Origin of the sequence: Flavobacterium sp. HSC-32F16, from assembly GCF_024171645.1 — a bacterium.
GTDB lineage: Bacteria > Bacteroidota > Bacteroidia > Flavobacteriales > Flavobacteriaceae > Flavobacterium.
In genome coordinates this window covers 82,341-102,008 of sequence record NZ_JALKAC010000012.1, presented here as the reverse complement: position 1 = coordinate 102,008, position 19,668 = coordinate 82,341, and the positions used below count along the sequence as shown (strand labels likewise).

Sequence of the window (19,668 nt, the reverse complement as noted above, 5' to 3'; positions counted from 1 at the left end):
AAATCTGTTTTTTAAAATTAAAAACTACAATTAAACTGTAAAGTATAATTACGCTGCGGTGCAAGTGTATTATAATTTCCATTTGATAAGTATTGCGGATCGATGCCTAAGTCATTCTTAACCCACAATAATCCTAAATTTCTCGCCGCTAAATTGAAACTCAATGATCTTATAAAAGTTTTTTCTAACCATTGACTTGGCACATTATAGCTTAATGAAACCTGCTGTAATCTTACGTTATCCGCCGGCAGTACGTTGATGTCTGCATTTTGATAACGATTCAAACTGTTGTAACTAATGTTAGCTAAACCAGGAACATTTGTAGTCGCTTCGTCTCCGGCTTGTCTCCATCGGCTGGCAATAAGTTCGTCCTTCGCTACAGCGCCATATTGTACTCCTGTGTAAGAAGGATAATTCTGCAATACTGTATTTCTAAATACGTGGCCTGCATAATAGGTAATCTGCACTCCAAGTCTGAAATTTTTATATGAGAAGTCGTTCATAAACCCTCCAAAATAGGGAGCAAATGTAGTTCCCATGTATTTTAAATCATCTTTATCAATCGTTGCAATTCCTTGATTTGAGTCGACAATCGTACCGTCTTTTTTATAAACCGTAGACTGACCATTTGCATCTAATCCTGCCCACTTATAAGCATACAGATATCCAATAGGTTTACCTAATGTAGTAACACCAGATAAATATTGATTTGTAGTTGTAGCTGTAAAACGGGAATCTGTAACTTCGTTTGTATTGTATGAAATATTAAAACTGCTGTTCCATTTAAAAGCGGTATTTATAATAGTTCCGGCAATATTTAAATCGACTCCGTGCCCTTCTAGTGTTCCCGTATTGTAGTTTAGATATCCCCATCCTGTTGTTGGGTTAAAAGGCAGATTGGTTAAAATATCTTTTGACTTTTTATAATACAAATCGGCATTTCCGCGTAAGCGATTATTAAAAACAGCGTAATCTAAACCAAAGTTTAAGGTTGATGTTGTTTCCCATTTAATCTGAGGATTTTCCGGAACTGAAATATAAGCTGTTGGCAATTGTGTGTTGTAATCAACTGATCCTACACCAATAACAGCACTCTGGCTTCCGAAACCGCCTCCGGGCGCACTTCCTGCTTTACCATAAGTAATTCTGAATGCCAAGTCGTTTAACCAGCTTACATTTCTTAAGAAAAATTCTTTGTTTACATCCCATTTCGTACCAACAGACCATAATGGAAGAGCTCTGTTTTTTCTTGAAGCTCCTAGTAAGTTATAATCGTCAAAACGAATACTTGAAGATAAATGGTATCTGTTTTTAAAATCATAAGAACCTAATCCGTAATACGATAAATAACGGTCTCTGTATTTACTGATGCTGTTGTCAGAAGTTCCAATTATATTCTGCCATCCATAAACTGTAGTATAATAAACAGTTGGATTTACTGACTGCCCTGAATTGGTATCCATATTATATCCGTAAAATCTCTGGCTTGAACCTTCTCTGCGTTCTTCTCTAATTTCTGAACCGGCTAAAAAGTGCAGACTGTTATTGTCATTGAAATTTTTATTGATATTCATTTGAATACGCATACTCTGCGAATTATTATCTGATATTGTATTGTACAAATATGAACCAACCGGAACACCGTATACTAATTTCCCTGCTGTATCTACAGATGTGGCTTCGTTAATCATGTTTCTTGCATAATAACTGTCCAGTTCGCTTAAAGATTTGGTTTTATTTGCGATTGAAGTGTACATTCCTGATGCTTCAAAATTTAACCAATTGGTAACGGTTGCGGTTAAGCTGGCATTTAATCGAATGTTGGAACCTTTTGTTATTACATTAGAATAATTTAATTCGTCTAAATAATTGTAAGACCAAGGCAGATATCCTTGTGATTCAAAATCTTTTGCAACTTCTGGTCTAAAAATAATGTAACGGTCAATACCTTTTCCGTTTGCATCTGCAATCATATCATACGGACGAAGCGCAAAACTGGATACGTTTGATAAGGCTTCGTTTGCTGTATTATTTACCTGATAGTTTGATGAAACGTAATTAAATCCTGTATTTAATTTTAAAAAGCTTTTTAGCTGAAAAGAATTGTTCAACGTAATATTATACGACTGAGATTCATTTCCTCTCATTGCTGCCTGATCTTTATTATATCCTAAAGACAAGTAATATGTGCTTTTATCGCTTCCGCCGCTTACCGATAAATCGTATTGTGTTGTAGCAGAATTTCTTAACAAATATTTATTGATCTGCCCCAGATTGTCATTTTGAGATAATTGGTTTAATAACTGATCTCTTTCTGCAATAGAAATTTCGCCTCTGTTTTGTCTGAACATGATTTCCTGAGCTGCACTGGGATTTTTAGCCTGCCAGTTGCTGATATCATCTGACACAAATCCGCCGGCAACTAAATCTTTTTCGTAGTCAACATATTGAGCGGTGTTCATTACGCGCAGTTTTCCTAAATCCATTTTCTCGCCAATTGTAGTTGTGGTGCTGAAACTGATTGTTGGTTCTGCTTTTTTACCTTTTTTTGTCACTACAACCACTACTCCGTTGGCAGCGCGTGAACCCCAGATAGAACTTGCTGCAGCATCTTTTAAAACGGTAATACTTTCAATATCATCAGGATTAAGGTAACTTAAAATCGAAGAACCAGAAACGCCTCTTTTACTAAATTTAAAATCGTTTTCAGACTGCGGAAAACCATCAATTACAATTAAAGGCGATCCTACACCGCTGTAGCTGTTTGTTCCTCTTATGGTTATTGAACCTGTTCTTGGATCTACGTTTACTCCGGCCATTTTACCCTCAAGTCTTGACTGAATGTCAACTGTTGGAACTTCGGCTAGTTCTTTGGCCCCAATAACTTCAAAAGCTCCGGTTATTCTTTCTTTAGGAATATCGGTATACCCATTTGAAGCTGCAATTGCCACGCCTGTAAGTTCCATAACATCTGGTGTCAGGATAACATTAATTACTCTTTTATTATTTACGCCAACTGTTTTAGTTTTGTAGCCTAAATATTCAAATCGAAGTGAGTCTGAAGCTGTAACTGCAATTCTGTAATCTCCTTTTTCACGTGTAATATCCCAGGATTGTTTTCCTTTTATTAAAACATTTACTCCTACTAAAGGATTACCGCTTTTATCTGTAACAATTCCTGTTACTTCAAATTCCTGTTGTTGTTCTTGTTTTACCTTTTTACTTTTTTTGATCACAATTTGTTTGTCAATAATAGTATAGGTTAATCCTGTATTTGACAAAGCAGTGTTTAAGATTTCAGGAACGGTAGCGTATTGGTTTAAACTTACTTTTTTTGCAGAAGACAATAAATCATCGTTGTAAAAAAACACGTAATCGCTTTTCTGCTGAATGGTTGTAAAAAGAGTTTGCAAAGAAGCTCCCTGAACCTTTACTGAGATTTCATTTTGTGCTTTGGCACTATTAGCGTAAATACTGGTTAATCCTAAATACAGAACTAAAATGAATACTCTCATAATTAAAATAAAAGTAAGGTTGATGATTTTTTTAGGCAATAGCAGGCCTATATCATGATTTTTATTCATAATTTTGTTTTAGTTATTTCAATAATTGCAGACGCAATTAAAATTTTACATAAGCCAAGAGATGTTCGAGCATCTTTTGGTTTTTTTTTGGTCTGGTTAGATTACTTTATTTTCAAATTTTATTTTATATCATAGGCATTTCTAATTTTTAGTCGTTTATACTTAGTTAATAGTTATTTTTCTAGTTTCGGCATCGTAAACGAATTCGAGACCTGTAGTGGCTTCTAATGTTTTTACCACTTTTTCTAAATCATCATTAAGTTTAAAAGCTCCCGAATAAGTTTCTGTGGGACTTGCTTTTTTATTCATTACAAAATCAACATTGTAATAGCGCGTTAATTTGTCTAAAACCAACGGAAGTTTTTCCTGAGAGAATTCGTAATATCCTTTTCTCCATGAAAACAAAGACTCAACATTTTGTGTTGTGGTTTTAATAGTTTCACGTTTTTTATCCAGAGCGGCAATCATTCCCGGTTTTAGAATGGTTTGAAGCGTATCTGCACTAAAAAGACCTTTTTTAGCATAAGAAACCTGCACTTTTCCTCTTAACAATGCTGTCGAAACTTTGGCATCTTTGGTATAACAGCTTACATTAAACAAGGTTCCTAATACACGCACGCTGTAATGGTTTGCTGCTTTTACATAAAAAGGTTTTGCTTCATTATGCGCTACGTCAAAAATGCCTTCTCCTTCTAAATATACTTCTCTCGATGTGCTGCTAAAAGCTGTTGGATAAATCAGCTTTGATCCTGAATTCAGCCAAACCTGAGTTCCATCTGCCAGACTCAACTGTGCTCTTTTTCCGTAAGGAACTAAAACTGTGTTGTATTGTGTTTCAAGAGTTTTTTTCTGCTCTATTTGTTTACTGTTTACGTTAATTTTATTTCCAGATGCGTTGTAAGCAATCGTTGTGCTGTCGCTGACATTAACAGCTTCCTGATTGGATAATACCAATTGAACTTGCCCGCTTTTTTCGAAAAAAGTCTCTTTTTCATTGCTTTTTGCAAATTTTTCGATTGGGCTTACTACTTTTTGTTCTTGTTTTAGAACAACCATAACTCCCAAGCCTATACAAAGTACTGCCGCAGCACTCCAGGAAATTGTACGAAGCCTTTTTCTTCTGGCCTGCTGTTTTTCTAATGCAATGCTTTCTGCGATTCTTGCTTTTAGATTCGTTTTATCTTTTTCTGGTAAAATTTTGAAATTTGGGTACAAAATATTTTTCTTTTAGATTCTCTATAGTACTATAAGAATCAAAAGACAAAAACATAGACAAGAAAATTAATGTTTTTTTAAAGTTTTTTTAAAGCTTAGCGCGAAGTTCTTTTAAAGACCTGTAAATCAAGGTTCTGCTTGATTCCAGGCTAATTTCTAAAGTAGAAGAAATTTCCTCATAAGATAAATCTTCACTAAAACGAAGGTGAAGTGCGTAACGCTGTTTTTGGGTAAGTGAAGATAAAGCCAAAGCTAAACTGGCATTTTTATTTAAGGCAGTTTCGCTGACAATTAATTCATCTTCGGCTGAATCTGTTTTATAAGTTCCTTCTGAAACAATATCGAGATGTACAATTTTGGTCTGCGATTTTAGTTTCTTGAAAATGTCATTTCGAAGTGATTTAAAAAGATAAGATTTCACCACAACATCTGAAGCTATTGTTGTCCGGTAACGGTGAAGATCAACAAAAATATCATGTATGGCGTCCTGCACTAAAGTTTCGTCATTAGTGTATTGCATTCCAAACGTAAAAAGTATATTTATATAGCGATCATATAGTTCATGATAAGCCTGAACATCTCCTTTTTTTATTTGACTCCATAAATCTATGTCCCTCTTTTCATTCTTCATTGAAGATTCTTCCGCTTTAAGACTTGTTTTATGTACAAATCTAAAGAATTTCAAAAATTTTCAATTAATTTTTCATAATTATTTCAAACAATATAAAAAATTATCAAAACTCAAAAAAAGGATTACAGTTTTCTTTTATTTGATAATTATTGTTAAGAATAATTTTCTTTTATCTATTGAGGCAACAACTAAACTTACAAAAAATTTTACTGAAATTTAGGTTGCTTTTTTTATCGTATAATCTTTATACTACAAAGGAAATTTCATAAACGCTGCAGGCATTAATTTTAGATAAAAAAATTATTAATCCTGTGTAAAAGTTTTCAGGCTTCCATCGTCATTAAACTGTATTGAATATCTTTCCCGGCTTCCGTTTATTGATGACGGATACCATTTTATTTTATTGTCCCATATTGAGATGTAAACGTTTGCTGCCGGACTTGCGCCTTCGACTTCTTCTGCCTTTTTATTGTAGATTTCAAATACTTTGGCCGCATTTATAAAACGAATTGTATTAAGAGAAACTAACCTTTTTTGTACTTCGTCTCGTATAGATAACTGAACGGGTTTAGGATCTGACCAAACGCCGTTTTTATACTCGTAGGCATCAACGTATTTTTTATTTTCCGGATGCTGCAGCATAACATTTATTCTTCCATCGTTGTAAAAGTATAATGTAGAATAAACAAAGATTTCTTTTCCGGCATATTGAGGAAGTTTCTTTAGAGTTTCTTCGGCTTTACTTAATTCATTTGTATCTTTTAATAAAACTATAGTTTTCGTTTCCAGCTGATTTTGTGCTGCATTGTGCCTGTCAACTGCATCATTTATATTTTTTTGAACATCGACTTCCTGAACTTCGTTTTTTACATCAGAATTGCTTTGTTTACTTACCACTGAATCATTGGGACTAAATGTTTCATTTATACTTTTAGAGATCTGTTCGCATCCTAAAAAAAGAGGAAAACAAATTATGATTATGATTGATTTTCTCATTCTATTTCATGTTATTTAAATCGTCTGCAAAGGCAATCTGATTTGGGTTTTCTGCTAAATAAAAGATTTCTATTTGTTCCTTTTTGGTCATATCAAGTTCCAGAAGCCCTACTATTTTCTTTAAATTATTTCGATGAACCTGATGTTTGTTATCTGTATATTCAAGTTCAAAACGCATCATTGGCTGTTCGTTAATATAGGTTCCGGTTTGGTTTACGCTTATTAATTTTGCCCAGGTTTTTATTCCTTTAAATTTTATTAAAACAGAATCTTCATTTCTACCGGTGAGTTTGCTTAAAATGAATTTTAATAAATATCTGTAAAAAATAAGCACTAAAGCACATACTAGTAATGGATGCCCGAAACTCATAAACCTCCAGCCCATTCCGTGGCTTTCATCCTGATAGGAATAGAAATAATAACCTGTAACAAGTGCTGCTACGAATAACCAGCCAAAAACTCTTAAAATTAAACTTATGCCATTGATTTCGGCTGTTGAATTTGCTAGTACAAAAACCGGAAGTTTTTTGGGTTCCCGGTTCAATATTAGATTTAACCTTTTTCCAGTTTCAAAACGACGTTCGTGAGGTTTTATATCTGTAATTTCTGTTTTGTGAATAATCTCGGTATCGGCTAAATTTTTGAACAATAATTCGAGTTCGTAAGTATTGTGCCTGGCTTTTGAGCCAGATATTTTTACGGCACTTACAATTTTAGCTTCGCGAATTAATCCGTTTCTTTTTATGTCTTCCAGATTTCTTCTTTCTAAAAAAACATGCAATATCCATTTTTGAAAAAATCGGATTATAACAATGAGCCAAAGAATAATAGACAATGCAACGAGACTCAATGCGAGCCAGGGATTTTTATCTTTTAATTCTGCTATGTCAAATTCGCTGTTGACAGCGTAGTAAATCATGATGGGAAATGGAATGGCAAAGAAGAGCATATAAAGCAGCCAAAATCCGGGGAAAAGGTATTTTTTCATCCTTTTTATATTTGGGTTAAAACCTAAAATTTGATTTGTATACAAAACTATGAAGTTTACCTCTGTAAGATTTTTTAAGCAACCTTCTAATCAAATTTACATAAAATATGAATGGTTACTGCTAAATAAAAAAAACCGACAGATTTAACTCTGCCGGTTTTTCGCTTAAAACTATAAAATAAAAATTGGACTGCGTTATATTGAAATAATCATAAATTCGCTTCTTCTGTTTTTTAAATGTTCTTCTTCAGAACATTTCACGCCGTCTTTACATTTGTTTAATAATTGACTTTCTCCATATCCTTTTCCTCTTAAACGTTTAGCATCGATTCCTTTACTTACCAGCCACGCTACAATAGATTTTGCTCTTTTATCTGATAAAACCAAGTTTGATTTTGCCGATGATCTACTGTCGGTATGCGAACGAATATCGATTTTCATTTTTGGATATTCCTGCATTACGGCAAATATTTTTTCTAATTCTACTGCTGCGGCTTCAGTAATATTCCATTTTCCTAAATCAAAATAAATCATTGAAATATTCAGGGTTTTACCTAAATCTGTTCCTACTTTGATTGCTTTAATTTCCGGAATTTCGACAGGGGCAATTTTTTCTTTTTCTAAAGTAAAATCTAACTTATTATCGATATTGGTCGTAACCGCAAAACTGCTTTCTTTTGGCGGATATTGTTTTCTTTCAACTCTAACAAAATATTTATTGTTGCAGTTTACTTTAAAAGAATAGGTTCCGTCTTGTGCTGTAGTTACTTCTTCAATCTGCTGATGATTTTCATCAAATAAAATAACTTTTGCTCCTTCTATTTTTTCATTGGCTTTGCTGTCGAAAATAGTTCCTGTTAAAGTTCTTTCGCAAACCAGTTTTTTGGTTTCTGTGAATTTGTAAATATCATCATTTCCAATTCCTCCTTTTTTGTTAGAAGAAAAATATCCTTTGCGTGTCTGGCTGTCTATGATAAAAGCAAAATCATCAAATTTTGTATTTACAGGTTCACCAATATTCTGTACCTGATCGAATGTTCCGTTTTCTAAAATTTTAGAAACTACGATATCAAGTCCGCCAAGTCCGGGACGGCCATCAGTTGCAAAATACAATTCGTTATCTCCCGAAATAAAAGGGAAAGTTTCTCTTCCTTCGGTATTAATTGACGGACCTAAATTTTGCGGTTTCCCAAATGTTCCATCTGTATTAATTGTTACGCTGTACAAATCTGACTGACCTAAAGTTCCGGGCATATCTGATGCGAAATACAATTTCTTTTCATCTAAACTCAAAGCGGGATGCGCTGTACTGTATCTGTCGCTGTTAAAAGGAAGTTCGGTAATATTGTCCCAATTTCCGTTAACCAGCGTAGCTTTGTATAACTTTAATAATGTGATGTTTTTATCGTCTTTTCCACGTCTTCCGTCTAAATAGTTGTTTCGGGTAAAATACATTGTTTTACCGTCTTTTGTAAATACCGGAGTCGATTCGTTAAATTTTGAATTGATTTCTTTATTTAAAAGAACCGGATTATATACATTTCCGTCTGCTTTTATAGAAGCGATGTATAAATTGGTAAAAGATTTATTGGTCCATTTAAATGTTTTTCCTTCTGTTTTACCAATTTTTCTGGCTGAACTAAAAACTAAATTGTTATTTAAAAAGGTACTTCCAAAATCTGAACTTTCAGAATTTACATTGGTATTTGAAACTTCAAATCGGCCGGAATTCAATTTAATCTGTTCCAGATAATTTTTGTTGTTTTCGAACAAAACACCTCTGCTGTCTGTGTTTGTTTTTTTGTTAAAAGCTTCCAGCATTTTATCTGCCCTGGCATAATCTCCAATTGATTTAAGAGATTGTGCATATCGGTATAAATATTCTGGTTCCTGCTGTGCATTTAATGCAAAAAGCTTATCGTACCAATTGGCCGCTTTTGGCAGTTCGGCATTAAAATAATAGGCGTTTCCTAACCTTTGAAACATTTTTTCATCTTCATACCCTTTGGCAGCAAGCTTTTCATAAATCGCAATGGCATCCGCGTAAGCGTAATCATTGTACTCTTTTTCGGCTTTGGCCAGAATTGCTTTTTGTGCTATTCCGTTAAAGAAAAAGAGGGACAAAAAGAGTGTATATACTATTTTCTTTATTTTCATAATTAGAAAAATCTTGGTGATGTAATTCGGCTGTAATTATTTAAGAACTCATAACGCAGGAAGATTTCATGCGAACCCGAATTGTAATTATTTAACTTCGTTGTTTCTCTGTCATAAGCATATCCAATGTACATGTTTTTGTTGATTTGAAATCCTGCCAATGCGCTTAACGCTGCGCTCCATCTATAAGAAACTCCCACAACAAATTTGTCGTTGAACATAAAGTTTGCTGAAGCATCTACCTGAAGCGGTGAACCTTCGACCATTTTAGCTAAAACTGCAGGTTTGAATTTGATCATTTCGTAACGATCTAAATTGAAAACGTAACCTGCAATTAAGTAATAGTTGATCTGTTCTTTAAATATGGCCGTATCATTATCATCATAACGATTGGTTTGAATGAAGTTAGGCACAGACAATCCTACATATCCTTTATCTGAATGCCAATAAACCCCTGCTCCAACGTTTGGTGTAAACTTATTTTTAAAGTCAGAAAATTGTGGATCTCCCTGATGTTCCGGCGTTAATTTATTGGGATCAAGGTTAAAAATATTAGCCGATCCTTTAATACCAAATGAAAGTTTTGCTGTCGCAGATGTTTGAATGGAATAAGAGAAATCTACTGAAATGTTATTCTCGGTTGTCGGCCCGATTTTATCATTAACCAATGAAAGTCCCAATCCTACATTGCTGTTATTTATTGGTGTATTTAATGATAAAGTACTCGTTTCGGGCGCACCGTCAAGTCCAACCCATTGTGTACGATATAATCCAAAAATACTCATAGCTCCTCTTGAACCAGCGTAAGCAGGATTTATATTAATGGTATTGTGCATATATTGTGTAAACTGCGCATCCTGCTGTGCGAAACTCACGGCAGAACAAAACAATAAAACTAAAACTATTTTTTTCATTTACTTATTTTTAAGATAATGGCTTAACCTATGGCTAAGCCATTGTATTAATTTGGACTATTATTTAGTTAGATATAAATATCCTGCCTCTTGTTTAGGGCTTGAATTGTTATCCTTGTATCTTACTATGTAATAATAAGTTCCTTCTGGCAGTCCGTTTGATTCTTTAACAGTAGTTCTTCCTTCAGAGAAACCTTTAAATACAATATCATTATTGTTGTAATGGTCTCTTTCGAATACTAAAACTCCCCAACGGTTAAATATCTGAACCGTATTATCCGGGTAACATTCGATTCCTCTGATGTAAAATCTCTCGTTCATATTATCTCCGTTTAAAGAGACTGCGTTAAAGATTTTGATTTTACAACCGTTTACATCAATTGCTGTTGGAGCATCTCCGTTTTCATTTGCAGAATCTGATTTGTCTTCTACTTTTATACCGCTTTGAGTAGTTCCTGAAACCGTTGCCTGATTCGTTACTGTTCCTGCGTTAATATCTGCCTGAGTCAGAGTATAAGTTGCCGTGAAGGTATGTGAATCGCTTTCTCCAACTGCTAAATTTATTGGTCCTCCTGTGATTATAACTCCTGGTAAAAGATCAGAAATTGTAATGTTTTGAAGAGGAACATTTCCATTATTTGTAATTGTAAATGTGTAGGTTAAAGTTTCTCCAGCTTCTGCATTATCATTTTTGTTATGATCGTTTAATTCCACTTTCATCACTACTGTGATTGATGGCACTTCTACAAAAATCTTAACTGTTGCATCAGTACAATTGGCATTATTTGCTTTTTCACAAATTTGATAAGTCAGAGTATGGCTTCCTCCCTTAGTTCCCGGCGCTACATCTATAGTTCCGTCACTGTTTAAAGTAATTCCAGTTGGGAAATCACGAGGTGTTAAAATAACATCTGCAGGATTTACCGGAACACCGTTTAATTTATCATTGTCTAAAACATTGATTACTTCTGGTGAACCATTAAGTCCATCTGCAATTATGTTGTCATCGTCATTTTCTGCTTCTATTCCAAAATGAGGTCTTGCATTACAACCAGAAGTTGGTGCAGGATAATTCACTGTTATTGATTCTGTTGGGTTTAATGAAAACTGCATAGTAACGGCTGGTCTCGTTAATTGGAAACCGTCATTACCTTCAATCCATTGTCCGTTAACCAATACCCAACCCGGCCAGTCAATTGGTTTATTGTTGCTGTCAACAACAGTTCCAGGCCATAATACATTGCCGCTTAAAGGCATATTGGTTTGAGTCGCTACAATATTATTTGCGCTGTCTATCCAGTTAATAGTTACCAGATCTTTTGGTATGAAGTTGTCAGCTGTTACCTTGTATTGAACATACGGTGTATTATCTGAACAATAACTGCTTGCTGTAACTGTCATTTTAGGAGCTTCAACCGTTACTGTAACTGTCGCTGATGTACAGTTAGACGAATTTGCCAGTTCGCAGATTTCATAAGTTAAAGTATAAGTTCCTGCCGGAGCATTTGGAATTAATTCAATTGTTCCGTCTGGTTTTAATGTTAATACATTATTTGGATCTGGAACCAGAACATCTAATTTAACATCTGTAAGCAATAACGGATCGTTGTTTAAAGTATCGTTATCTAAAACGTTTATTACTTTAACCACTTCATTAATACCTACTACAGAACCAACCGGATCTGGTGTTGCAACTAAAATTGTTTTATCAACCGGAATTGTTATTACTGCCGGTGTAGCATCTACTACTCCATTATTATCTGTCGCAGTGAAAGTGAAGGTATCATTTCCTGAAAATATACCGCTTGGATCATAGGTTAACATTGCAGCTTCTGCCGGTGTCAAAATTTGATTTGCTGCAACTGGCACTCCAGATAAAGCTAATACTCCATTAGATGGTAAAGTAACTACGATATAGTTTACAATTGTTCCGTCAGTATCTGTCGCAGTCAAAGCTTTAATAGCTGTTGCTCCTGCTCTGGAAGGAATATGCGAATTTGTATCGTCATGTGCTACCGGGGCATTATTTCCAACCGGAATTGTTATCGTTGCAGGTGTTACGGCAGACAATCCTAAATTATCTGTTGCTGTAAAAGTAAAAGTAACGTTTCCTGTGAATGCACCACTTGGCGTGTATGTAATCGTCGCAGCTTCTGCTGGTGTCAATACTTGGTTTGCAGCTATTGGATTTCCTGCTAAATTTAAAACTCCGTTTGCTGGTAAGCTTAGGATTGTGTAATTAGCAATTGTTCCGTCAACATCTGCTGCTGTTAAAGCATTGATTGTTGTTGCTCCTGCCGCTGATGCGATTGCATTATTTGTATCATCGTTTGCAATTGGTGCATCATTAACCGGATTGATTGTAAGAGTAACTGTTATAGTGTTACTGTCTAAGTTTCCGTCGTTAGCTTTATAAGTAAAACTATCTGTAATCGTTTCACTTCCGTCATGAACGTAAGTGAAAGATCCATCTGAATTTAAAGTTAAAGTTCCGTGTGATGGTCCTGTAACTAAAACCGCTGTTAAGACATCACCTTCTACATCTGTGTCATTTGATAAAACACCAGTAAGGACCGGAACATTTAAAGTTGCTCCTTCATCTACTGTATAATCATCTTTTATGGCAATCGGAGCATCATTTACAGCCGTAACTGTGATTTCGATATTCGCTGTTGCCGTTAAGCTTCCATCTGTAATAACATAAGGAAAACTGATCGCTGTTGTTGAGTTAAAATCCGTTGAAGGCGTAAAAGTAATTACTCCTAAAGCTGAGATATTAACCGTTCCGTTTGGAACTGTGATAGACTGAACGCCGCCTGTTAAGGTTGTGCCGTTGATTGACGAAATTGTCAAGGTATCACCGTCAACATCTGTATCATTGCTTAATGGAGTTAATGTAACTGAATTATCTTCCGCAACTGTATATGGATCATTATTGGCAACCGGAGCATCATTTACGGCTGTAACCGTGATTTGGATATTCGCTGTTGCTGTTAAGCTTCCATCTGTAATAACATAAGGGAAACTGATCGCTGTTGTTGAATTAAAATCCGCTGAAGGTGTAAAAGTAATTACTCCCAAAGCTGAGATATTAACCGTTCCGTTTGGAACTGTAATAGACTGAACCCCTCCTGTTAAAGTTGTTCCGTTGATTGACGAAATTGTTAATGTATCACCTTCAACATCTGTATCGTTGCTTAATGGAGTTAATGTAACTGAATTATCTTCCGCAACTGTATATGGATCATTATTGGCAACCGGAGCATCGTTTACAGCCGTAACCGTGATTTCGATATTCGCTGTTGATGTTAAGCTTCCATCTGTAATAACATAAGGAAAACTGATCGCTGTTGTTGAGTTAAAATCCGTTGAAGGCGTAAAAGTAATTACTCCTAAAGCTGAGATATTAACTGTTCCGTTTGGAACTGTGATAGACTGAACGCCGCCTGTTAAGGTTGTTCCGTTAATTGACGAAATTGTTAATGTATCTCCGTCAATATCTGTATCATTTGTAAGCGGTGTTAACGTAACTGAGTTATCTTCCGCAACTGTATATGGATCATTATTGGCAACCGGCGCATCATTTACGGCTGTAACCGTGATTTGGATATTCGCTGTTGCTGTTAAGCTTCCATCTGTAATAACATAAGGGAAACTGATCGCTGTTGTTGAGTTAAAATCCGTTGAAGGCGTAAAAGTAATTACTCCTAAAGCTGAGATATTAACCGTTCCGTTTGGAACTGTGATTACCTGAACTCCGCCTGTTAAAGTTGTTCCGTTGATTGACGAGATAGTTAAGGTATCACCTTCAATATCTGTGTCATTACTTAATGGAGTTAAAGTAACTGTATTGTCTTCTGCAACTGTGTATGGATCATTATTGGCAACAGGTGCATCATTTACAGCTGTAACAGTGATTTCGATATTTGCTGTTGATGTTAAGTTTCCATCTGTAATAACATAAGGGAAACTGATAGCTGTTGTTGAATTAAAATCCGATGAAGGTGTAAAAGTAATTACTCCCAAAGCTGAGATATTAACCGTTCCGTTTGGAACTGTAATAGACTGAACGCCGCCTGTTAAGGTTGTTCCGTTAATTGACGAGATAGTTAATGTATCACCTTCAACATCTGTATCGTTTGTAAGCGGTGTTAACGTAACTGAATTATCTTCCGCAACTGTATATGGATCATTATTGGCAACCGGCGCATCATTTACAGCCGTAACCGTGATTTCGATATTTGCTGTTGCTGTTAAGTTTCCATCTGTAATAACATAAGGGAAACTGATCGCTGTTGTTGAATTAAAATCCGCTGAAGGTGTAAAAGTAATTACTCCCAAAGCTGAGATATTAACCGTTCCGTTTGGAACTGTAATAGACTGAACGCCGCCTGTTAAAGTTGTTCCGTTGATTGACGAGATAGTTAAGGTATCACCTTCAACATCTGTGTCATTACTTAATGGAGTTAAAGTAACTGTATTGTCTTCTGCAACTGTATATGGATCATTATTGGCAACCGGCGCATCGTTTACGGCTGTAACCGTGATTTCGATATTCGCTGTTGATGTTAAAGCGCCATCTGTAATAACATAAGGAAAACTGATCGCTGTTGTTGAGTTAAAATCTGCTGAAGGTGTAAAAGTAATTACTCCCAAAGCTGAGATATTAACCGTTCCGTTTGGAACTGTAATAGACTGAACGCCGCCTGTTAAGGTTGTTCCATTGATTGACGAGATAGCTAAGGTATCGCCGTCAACATCTGTATCGTTGCTTAATGGAGTTAACGTAACTGAATTATCTTCCGCAACTGTGTATGGATCATTATTGGCAACCGGAGCATCGTTTACTGGATTAACCGTGATTTCAACTGTTACAACATTACTGTCTAAGTTTCCGTCATTGGCTTTATAAGTAAAACTGTCTTTTATAGTTTCGCTTCCGTCATGAGTGTAAGTGAAAGATCCGTCTGAGTTTAATGTTAAAGTTCCATGAGCTGGTCCTGTAACTAAAATAGCGGTTAAAGAATTACCTTCAACATCAGTGTCGTTTGATAAAACTCCGTTAACAGTCAGAACAGTAAGTGTTGCGCCTTCGTTTACCGAGTAATCGTCTTTTATTGCAACTGGCGCATCGTTTACGGCTGTAACCGTAATTTCGATATTGGCTGTTGATGTTAAAACACCGTCAGTAATTATATAAGGAAAACTGATCGCTGTTGTTGAGTTAAAATCCGCTGAAGGAGTAAAAGTAATTACTCCTAAAGCTGAAATATTAACCGTTCCATTTGGAACTGTGATAGACTGAACTCCTCCTGTTAAAGTTGTTCCATTGATAGAAGAAATTGTTAATGTATCACCTTCAACATCTGTATCGTTGCTTAATGGAGTTAATGTAACTGAATTATCTTCCGCAACTGTGTAAGGATCATTATTGGCAACCGGCGCATCATTTACAGCCGTAACTGTGATTTGGATATTCGCTGTTGATGTTAAATTTCCATCTGTAATAACATAAGGGAAACTGATCGCTGTTGTTGAATTAAAATCTGCTGAAGGTGTAAAAGTAATTACTCCCAAAGCTGAGATATTAACCGTTCCGTTTGGAACTGTGATTACCTGAACGCCGCCTGTTAATGCTGTGCCGTTGATTGAAGAAATTGTCAAGGCATCACCGTCAACATCTGTATCGTTGCTTAATGGAGTTAATGTAACTGAATTATCTTCCGCAACTGTGTAAGGATCATTATTAGCAACCGGAGCATCGTTTACTGGATTAACCGTGATTTCAACTGTTACAACATTACTGTCTAAGTTTCCGTCATTGGCTTTATAAGTAAAACTGTCTTTTATAGTTTCGCTTCCGTCATGAGTGTAAGTGAAAGATCCGTCTGAGTTTAATGTTAAAGTTCCATGAGCTGGTCCTGTAACTAAAATAGCGGTTAAAGAATTACCTTCAACATCAGTGTCGTTTGATAAAACTCCGTTAACAGTTAGAACAGTAAGTGTTGCGCCTTCGTTTACCGAGTAATCGTCTTTTATTGCAATTGGCGCATCGTTTACGGCTGTAACCGTAATTTCGATATTGGCTGTTGATGTTAAAACACCGTCAGTAATTATATAAGGAAAACTGATCGCTGTTGTTGAGTTAAAATCCGCTGAAGGCGTAAAAGTAATTACTCCTAAAGCTGAAATATTAACCGTTCCATTTGGAACTGTGATAGACTGAACGCCGCCTGTTAAGGTTGTTCCATTGATAGAAGAAATTGTTAATGTATCTCCGTCAATATCTGTATCATTGGCAAGAGGCGTTAAAGTAACTGTGTTATCTTCTGCAACTGTATATGGATCATTATTGGCAACAGGCGCATCATTTACAGCCGTAACTGTGATTTGGATATTCGCTGTTGCTGTTCCAGTGTGTCCGTCGCTGATCACATAAGGGAAACTGATTGGCGTTGTAGAAGTAAAATTCGCTGAAGGCGTAAAAGTAATTACTCCCAAAGCTGAGATATTAACCGTTCCGTTTGGAACTGTGATTGTCTGAACTCCTCCTGTTAATGTCGTTCCATTGATAGAAGTAATAGTCAATGCATCACCTTCAACATCTGTATCGTTGGCAAGAGGCGTTAAGGTAACTGTATTATCCTCTGCAACTGTGTATGGATCATTATTGGCAACCGGATTATCGTTTACAGCTGTAACTGTAATTAATTGATTTGCCGTTGCTGTTCCTCCAAACCCATCATTAATTACATAAGGAATACTTAATGCAGTTACAGAATTAAAATTAAGAGAGGGTGTAAAAGTAATCACACCAGCAGCAGAAATATTCACAGTTCCGTTAGTAACAGAAATTGACTGTGCCAATCCTGTTAAAGTTGTTCCATTAATAGATTCTATAACTAATGTATCTCCATCAGCATCAGTATCTCCGTTTAATGGATTTAAAGTTACTGTTTCATCTTCTTTAACTGTATAATTGTTGTTTGAAGCAACAGGGTTTCTGTTAGCAACAGATAAAGCTGCTGTATTTGAGTTAGGCTGAGCACAGACATTTGAAGTACTGGTTACATCTAATCTATACAAATATCCATTAAATGATCTTGGAATATTTGTTAAAGTCAAAGCATTTGTTGATGCGTTAGAAAATGCCGGATTAGTACCGCCATTTGTAACCGTTGTCCACGTTGCACCAGCATTAGTACTTTGTTTCCATGTATATACAAGATGTGTACCGCTTACGACTGTAGTAAAGGTTACGTTTCCTCCCAGATTGGTATTTGCATTCGCTGGATTGGTTGTAATCGCTACAATGTTTGAAACTAAATAATTGGGTTTAGATGTTCCTGTAGTGTTTACCGGAGCAGCATACGATGCTGCTGCTACTGTACCATTTGCAAGTGTTGCAGGAGGATTTCCAGTACTATAAAAACCATTTCCATCAGGATCAGCATTAGTATTTCCATAAGCTTCAATTGAGTCAGGACAGCCATCGTTATCTGAATCCAGATCCAACTGATTGATCATTCCGTCTAAATCGTTATCATATCGATCATCAATACCGTCTTGATTACTATCTATAAATCCAGGTGCATTTTTATTTATAAAATTTGGTTTTTTAGACCCTGTCTGATATCCAAAAGGATCTGCTAATCCTGTCGGAATTTCAACTGTATCTAAAATTCCATCATTATCATCATCTAAATCACATTGAATATCAAGTCCATCATTATCATCAATTCCCATGTAGTTTGGATTTTCAATTGGAATATATAATGAAACACTTCCTCCAGTTGATCCATCCTGCGATCCGTTACGTGCAGCATTTAAATGCTCTCCTCCAATACCTCCACCAGCGTTTAAAGTAACATTTGATGGTAAAGCAGCTAATGAATACAGTAAAGCACCGCCGCCACCGCCGCCACCGGGTCCGTGTTGTGTATTTGTATTTAAATCTTGTCCGTCTCCACCTCTTGCAGAAACTGATAAATTACCAGTAAAAAGAGGTGTTTTTAAAACTACTGTACCGCCGGCACCACCACCGCCGCCACCGTCTGGATCTCCAGAAGGGTTTACAGCTTCTGGTGAAAAACCATCAGCAATAATAGAATGACCATTTCCAACTATTTCATTAGCAAAAATAATTACGATACCACCTCCATCAGCTGCTGACGAAGGATTATTTGTCGTAACATATCCAGAACCTCCGGCTCCGCCAAGAAAAACTCTATCTTGCGCAAAGTATGTAGATAAAGAAACTCCTCCTAAACCTCCGGCATTGTCTCCATCAACATTACACCAGCGTTTACCTCCTTCACCTCCGGCACCATAATTAGATCCACCGCCTCCGCCTGAATCTCCTGCGATTCCAGATCCTCCACCATTTGCTCGTGGTGCACGTCCTCTATTATGAGCCGGGTCATCTATTACAATACCATCTCCCTTAGTAAATGAAGATGTAGCTGTACTGCTTAAAACATATTGTGTATTGGGAACAAAATTACAATTATTATCAGGTCCGTTTATAGTCATTTGAATACCTTGATATCCTTTTCCAGCAACATTAATGTTGGCATTAAATACCAAACGATCAGCCTCAATGGCTAAAACACCACCTGTTTTGTCTGTAGTTGTCCAATCTTTAGCTGTTAAAATATTATTGATATTTACGGTTCCAGTATATTTTGGCACTTTTACGACCTGAACCATATCGGTCAGCGTATAGCTTTTTATTAAAGGATACATTGGAGTCAGTACATTTCCAACAATACTTTTGATCTCAAAAAATTCGTAGTTACCTGTATTGTTAATTGCCGTTACTTTACCTCCATTGATAGTGTTGTTATTATCAACAACGGCTCCTTTCATTTGAATAATCAAAGCTTTATCTCCTGCGGCAAGACCTGCACCATTACTTACCGTAATGGTATTAATACACGTTTTATCGCAAGGATCACATGAAGGCTGATTAATTCCTGTAACAGAAAAATAGCTGTTTACTATTCCAGAAATATTGGTTTGTGAAAACCCGTTAAGGCTGCACAAAAATAAAAAACTGACCAAGAATAGCTTCAAAGTCCGATCTTTATTACACGTTAAGTTTTTAAAATAAGTAAAGTTCACCATATATAATCAATAATTAAAAATTCACAAATAAGCATAAAAAATCCCTGTACCCTCAGA

At 35.8% G+C, this 19,668-nt stretch carries 8 protein-coding genes; all 8 read right to left on the bottom strand.

The annotated features are described in order from the left end of the window. Positions 1-17: 17 nt before the first annotated feature. The 8 genes from L1276_RS23945 to L1276_RS23910 all read right to left on the bottom strand — a co-directional run bounded on the left by L1276_RS23945 (position 18) and on the right by L1276_RS23910 (position 19,560). Positions 18-3,584: a SusC/RagA family TonB-linked outer membrane protein gene (locus L1276_RS23945; protein WP_253792276.1), complete on the bottom strand. Its 3,567-nt coding sequence runs from the start codon at positions 3,582-3,584 to the stop codon at positions 18-20. A gap of 162 nt (positions 3,585-3,746) precedes the next feature. Further along, complete coding sequence (locus L1276_RS23940) at positions 3,747-4,799, bottom strand: FecR family protein (RefSeq protein ID WP_253792275.1); 1,053 nt, start codon at positions 4,797-4,799, stop codon at positions 3,747-3,749. Positions 4,800-4,887: 88 nt separating this feature from the next. Then, positions 4,888-5,430 (bottom strand): RNA polymerase sigma factor, encoded by a 543-nt coding sequence (locus L1276_RS23935; protein WP_253792272.1) that lies wholly within the window; start codon positions 5,428-5,430, stop codon positions 4,888-4,890. A gap of 303 nt (positions 5,431-5,733) precedes the next feature. After that, on the bottom strand, positions 5,734-6,426 hold the full coding sequence (locus tag L1276_RS23930; RefSeq protein ID WP_253792270.1) for a hypothetical protein: 693 nt from the start codon (positions 6,424-6,426) through the stop codon (positions 5,734-5,736). Position 6,427: 1 nt separating this feature from the next. Beyond that, the gene (locus tag L1276_RS23925; RefSeq protein ID WP_253792268.1) at positions 6,428-7,414 is read right to left on the bottom strand and encodes a hypothetical protein; all 987 of its coding nucleotides are present in this window, start codon (positions 7,412-7,414) and stop codon (positions 6,428-6,430) included. A gap of 195 nt (positions 7,415-7,609) precedes the next feature. Continuing rightward, entirely contained in the window at positions 7,610-9,571 is a 1,962-nt protein-coding gene (locus tag L1276_RS23920; protein ID WP_253792266.1) for an OmpA family protein, read from the bottom strand. Positions 9,572-9,573: 2 nt separating this feature from the next. After that, on the bottom strand, positions 9,574-10,485 hold the full coding sequence (locus tag L1276_RS23915) for a type IX secretion system membrane protein PorP/SprF (RefSeq protein ID WP_253792264.1): 912 nt from the start codon (positions 10,483-10,485) through the stop codon (positions 9,574-9,576). Positions 10,486-10,545: 60 nt separating this feature from the next. Next, the gene (locus L1276_RS23910; protein WP_253792262.1) at positions 10,546-19,560 is read right to left on the bottom strand and encodes an Ig-like domain-containing protein; all 9,015 of its coding nucleotides are present in this window, start codon (positions 19,558-19,560) and stop codon (positions 10,546-10,548) included. Positions 19,561-19,668 lie beyond the last annotated feature (108 nt).

Excerpts from the sequence above, each read along its gene's own strand:
- L1276_RS23930 (WP_253792270.1), bottom strand. The coding sequence starts at position 6,426 with ATGAGAAAATCAATCATAATCATAATTTGTTTTCCTCTTTTTTTAGGA.
- L1276_RS23945 (WP_253792276.1), bottom strand. The coding sequence starts at position 3,584 with ATGAATAAAAATCATGATATAGGCCTGCTATTGCCTAAAAAAATCATC.
- L1276_RS23915 (WP_253792264.1), bottom strand. The coding sequence starts at position 10,485 with ATGAAAAAAATAGTTTTAGTTTTATTGTTTTGTTCTGCCGTGAGTTTC.
- L1276_RS23935 (WP_253792272.1), bottom strand. The coding sequence starts at position 5,430 with ATGAAGAATGAAAAGAGGGACATAGATTTATGGAGTCAAATAAAAAAA.
- L1276_RS23925 (WP_253792268.1), bottom strand. The coding sequence starts at position 7,414 with ATGAAAAAATACCTTTTCCCCGGATTTTGGCTGCTTTATATGCTCTTC.
- L1276_RS23920 (WP_253792266.1), bottom strand. The coding sequence starts at position 9,571 with ATGAAAATAAAGAAAATAGTATATACACTCTTTTTGTCCCTCTTTTTC.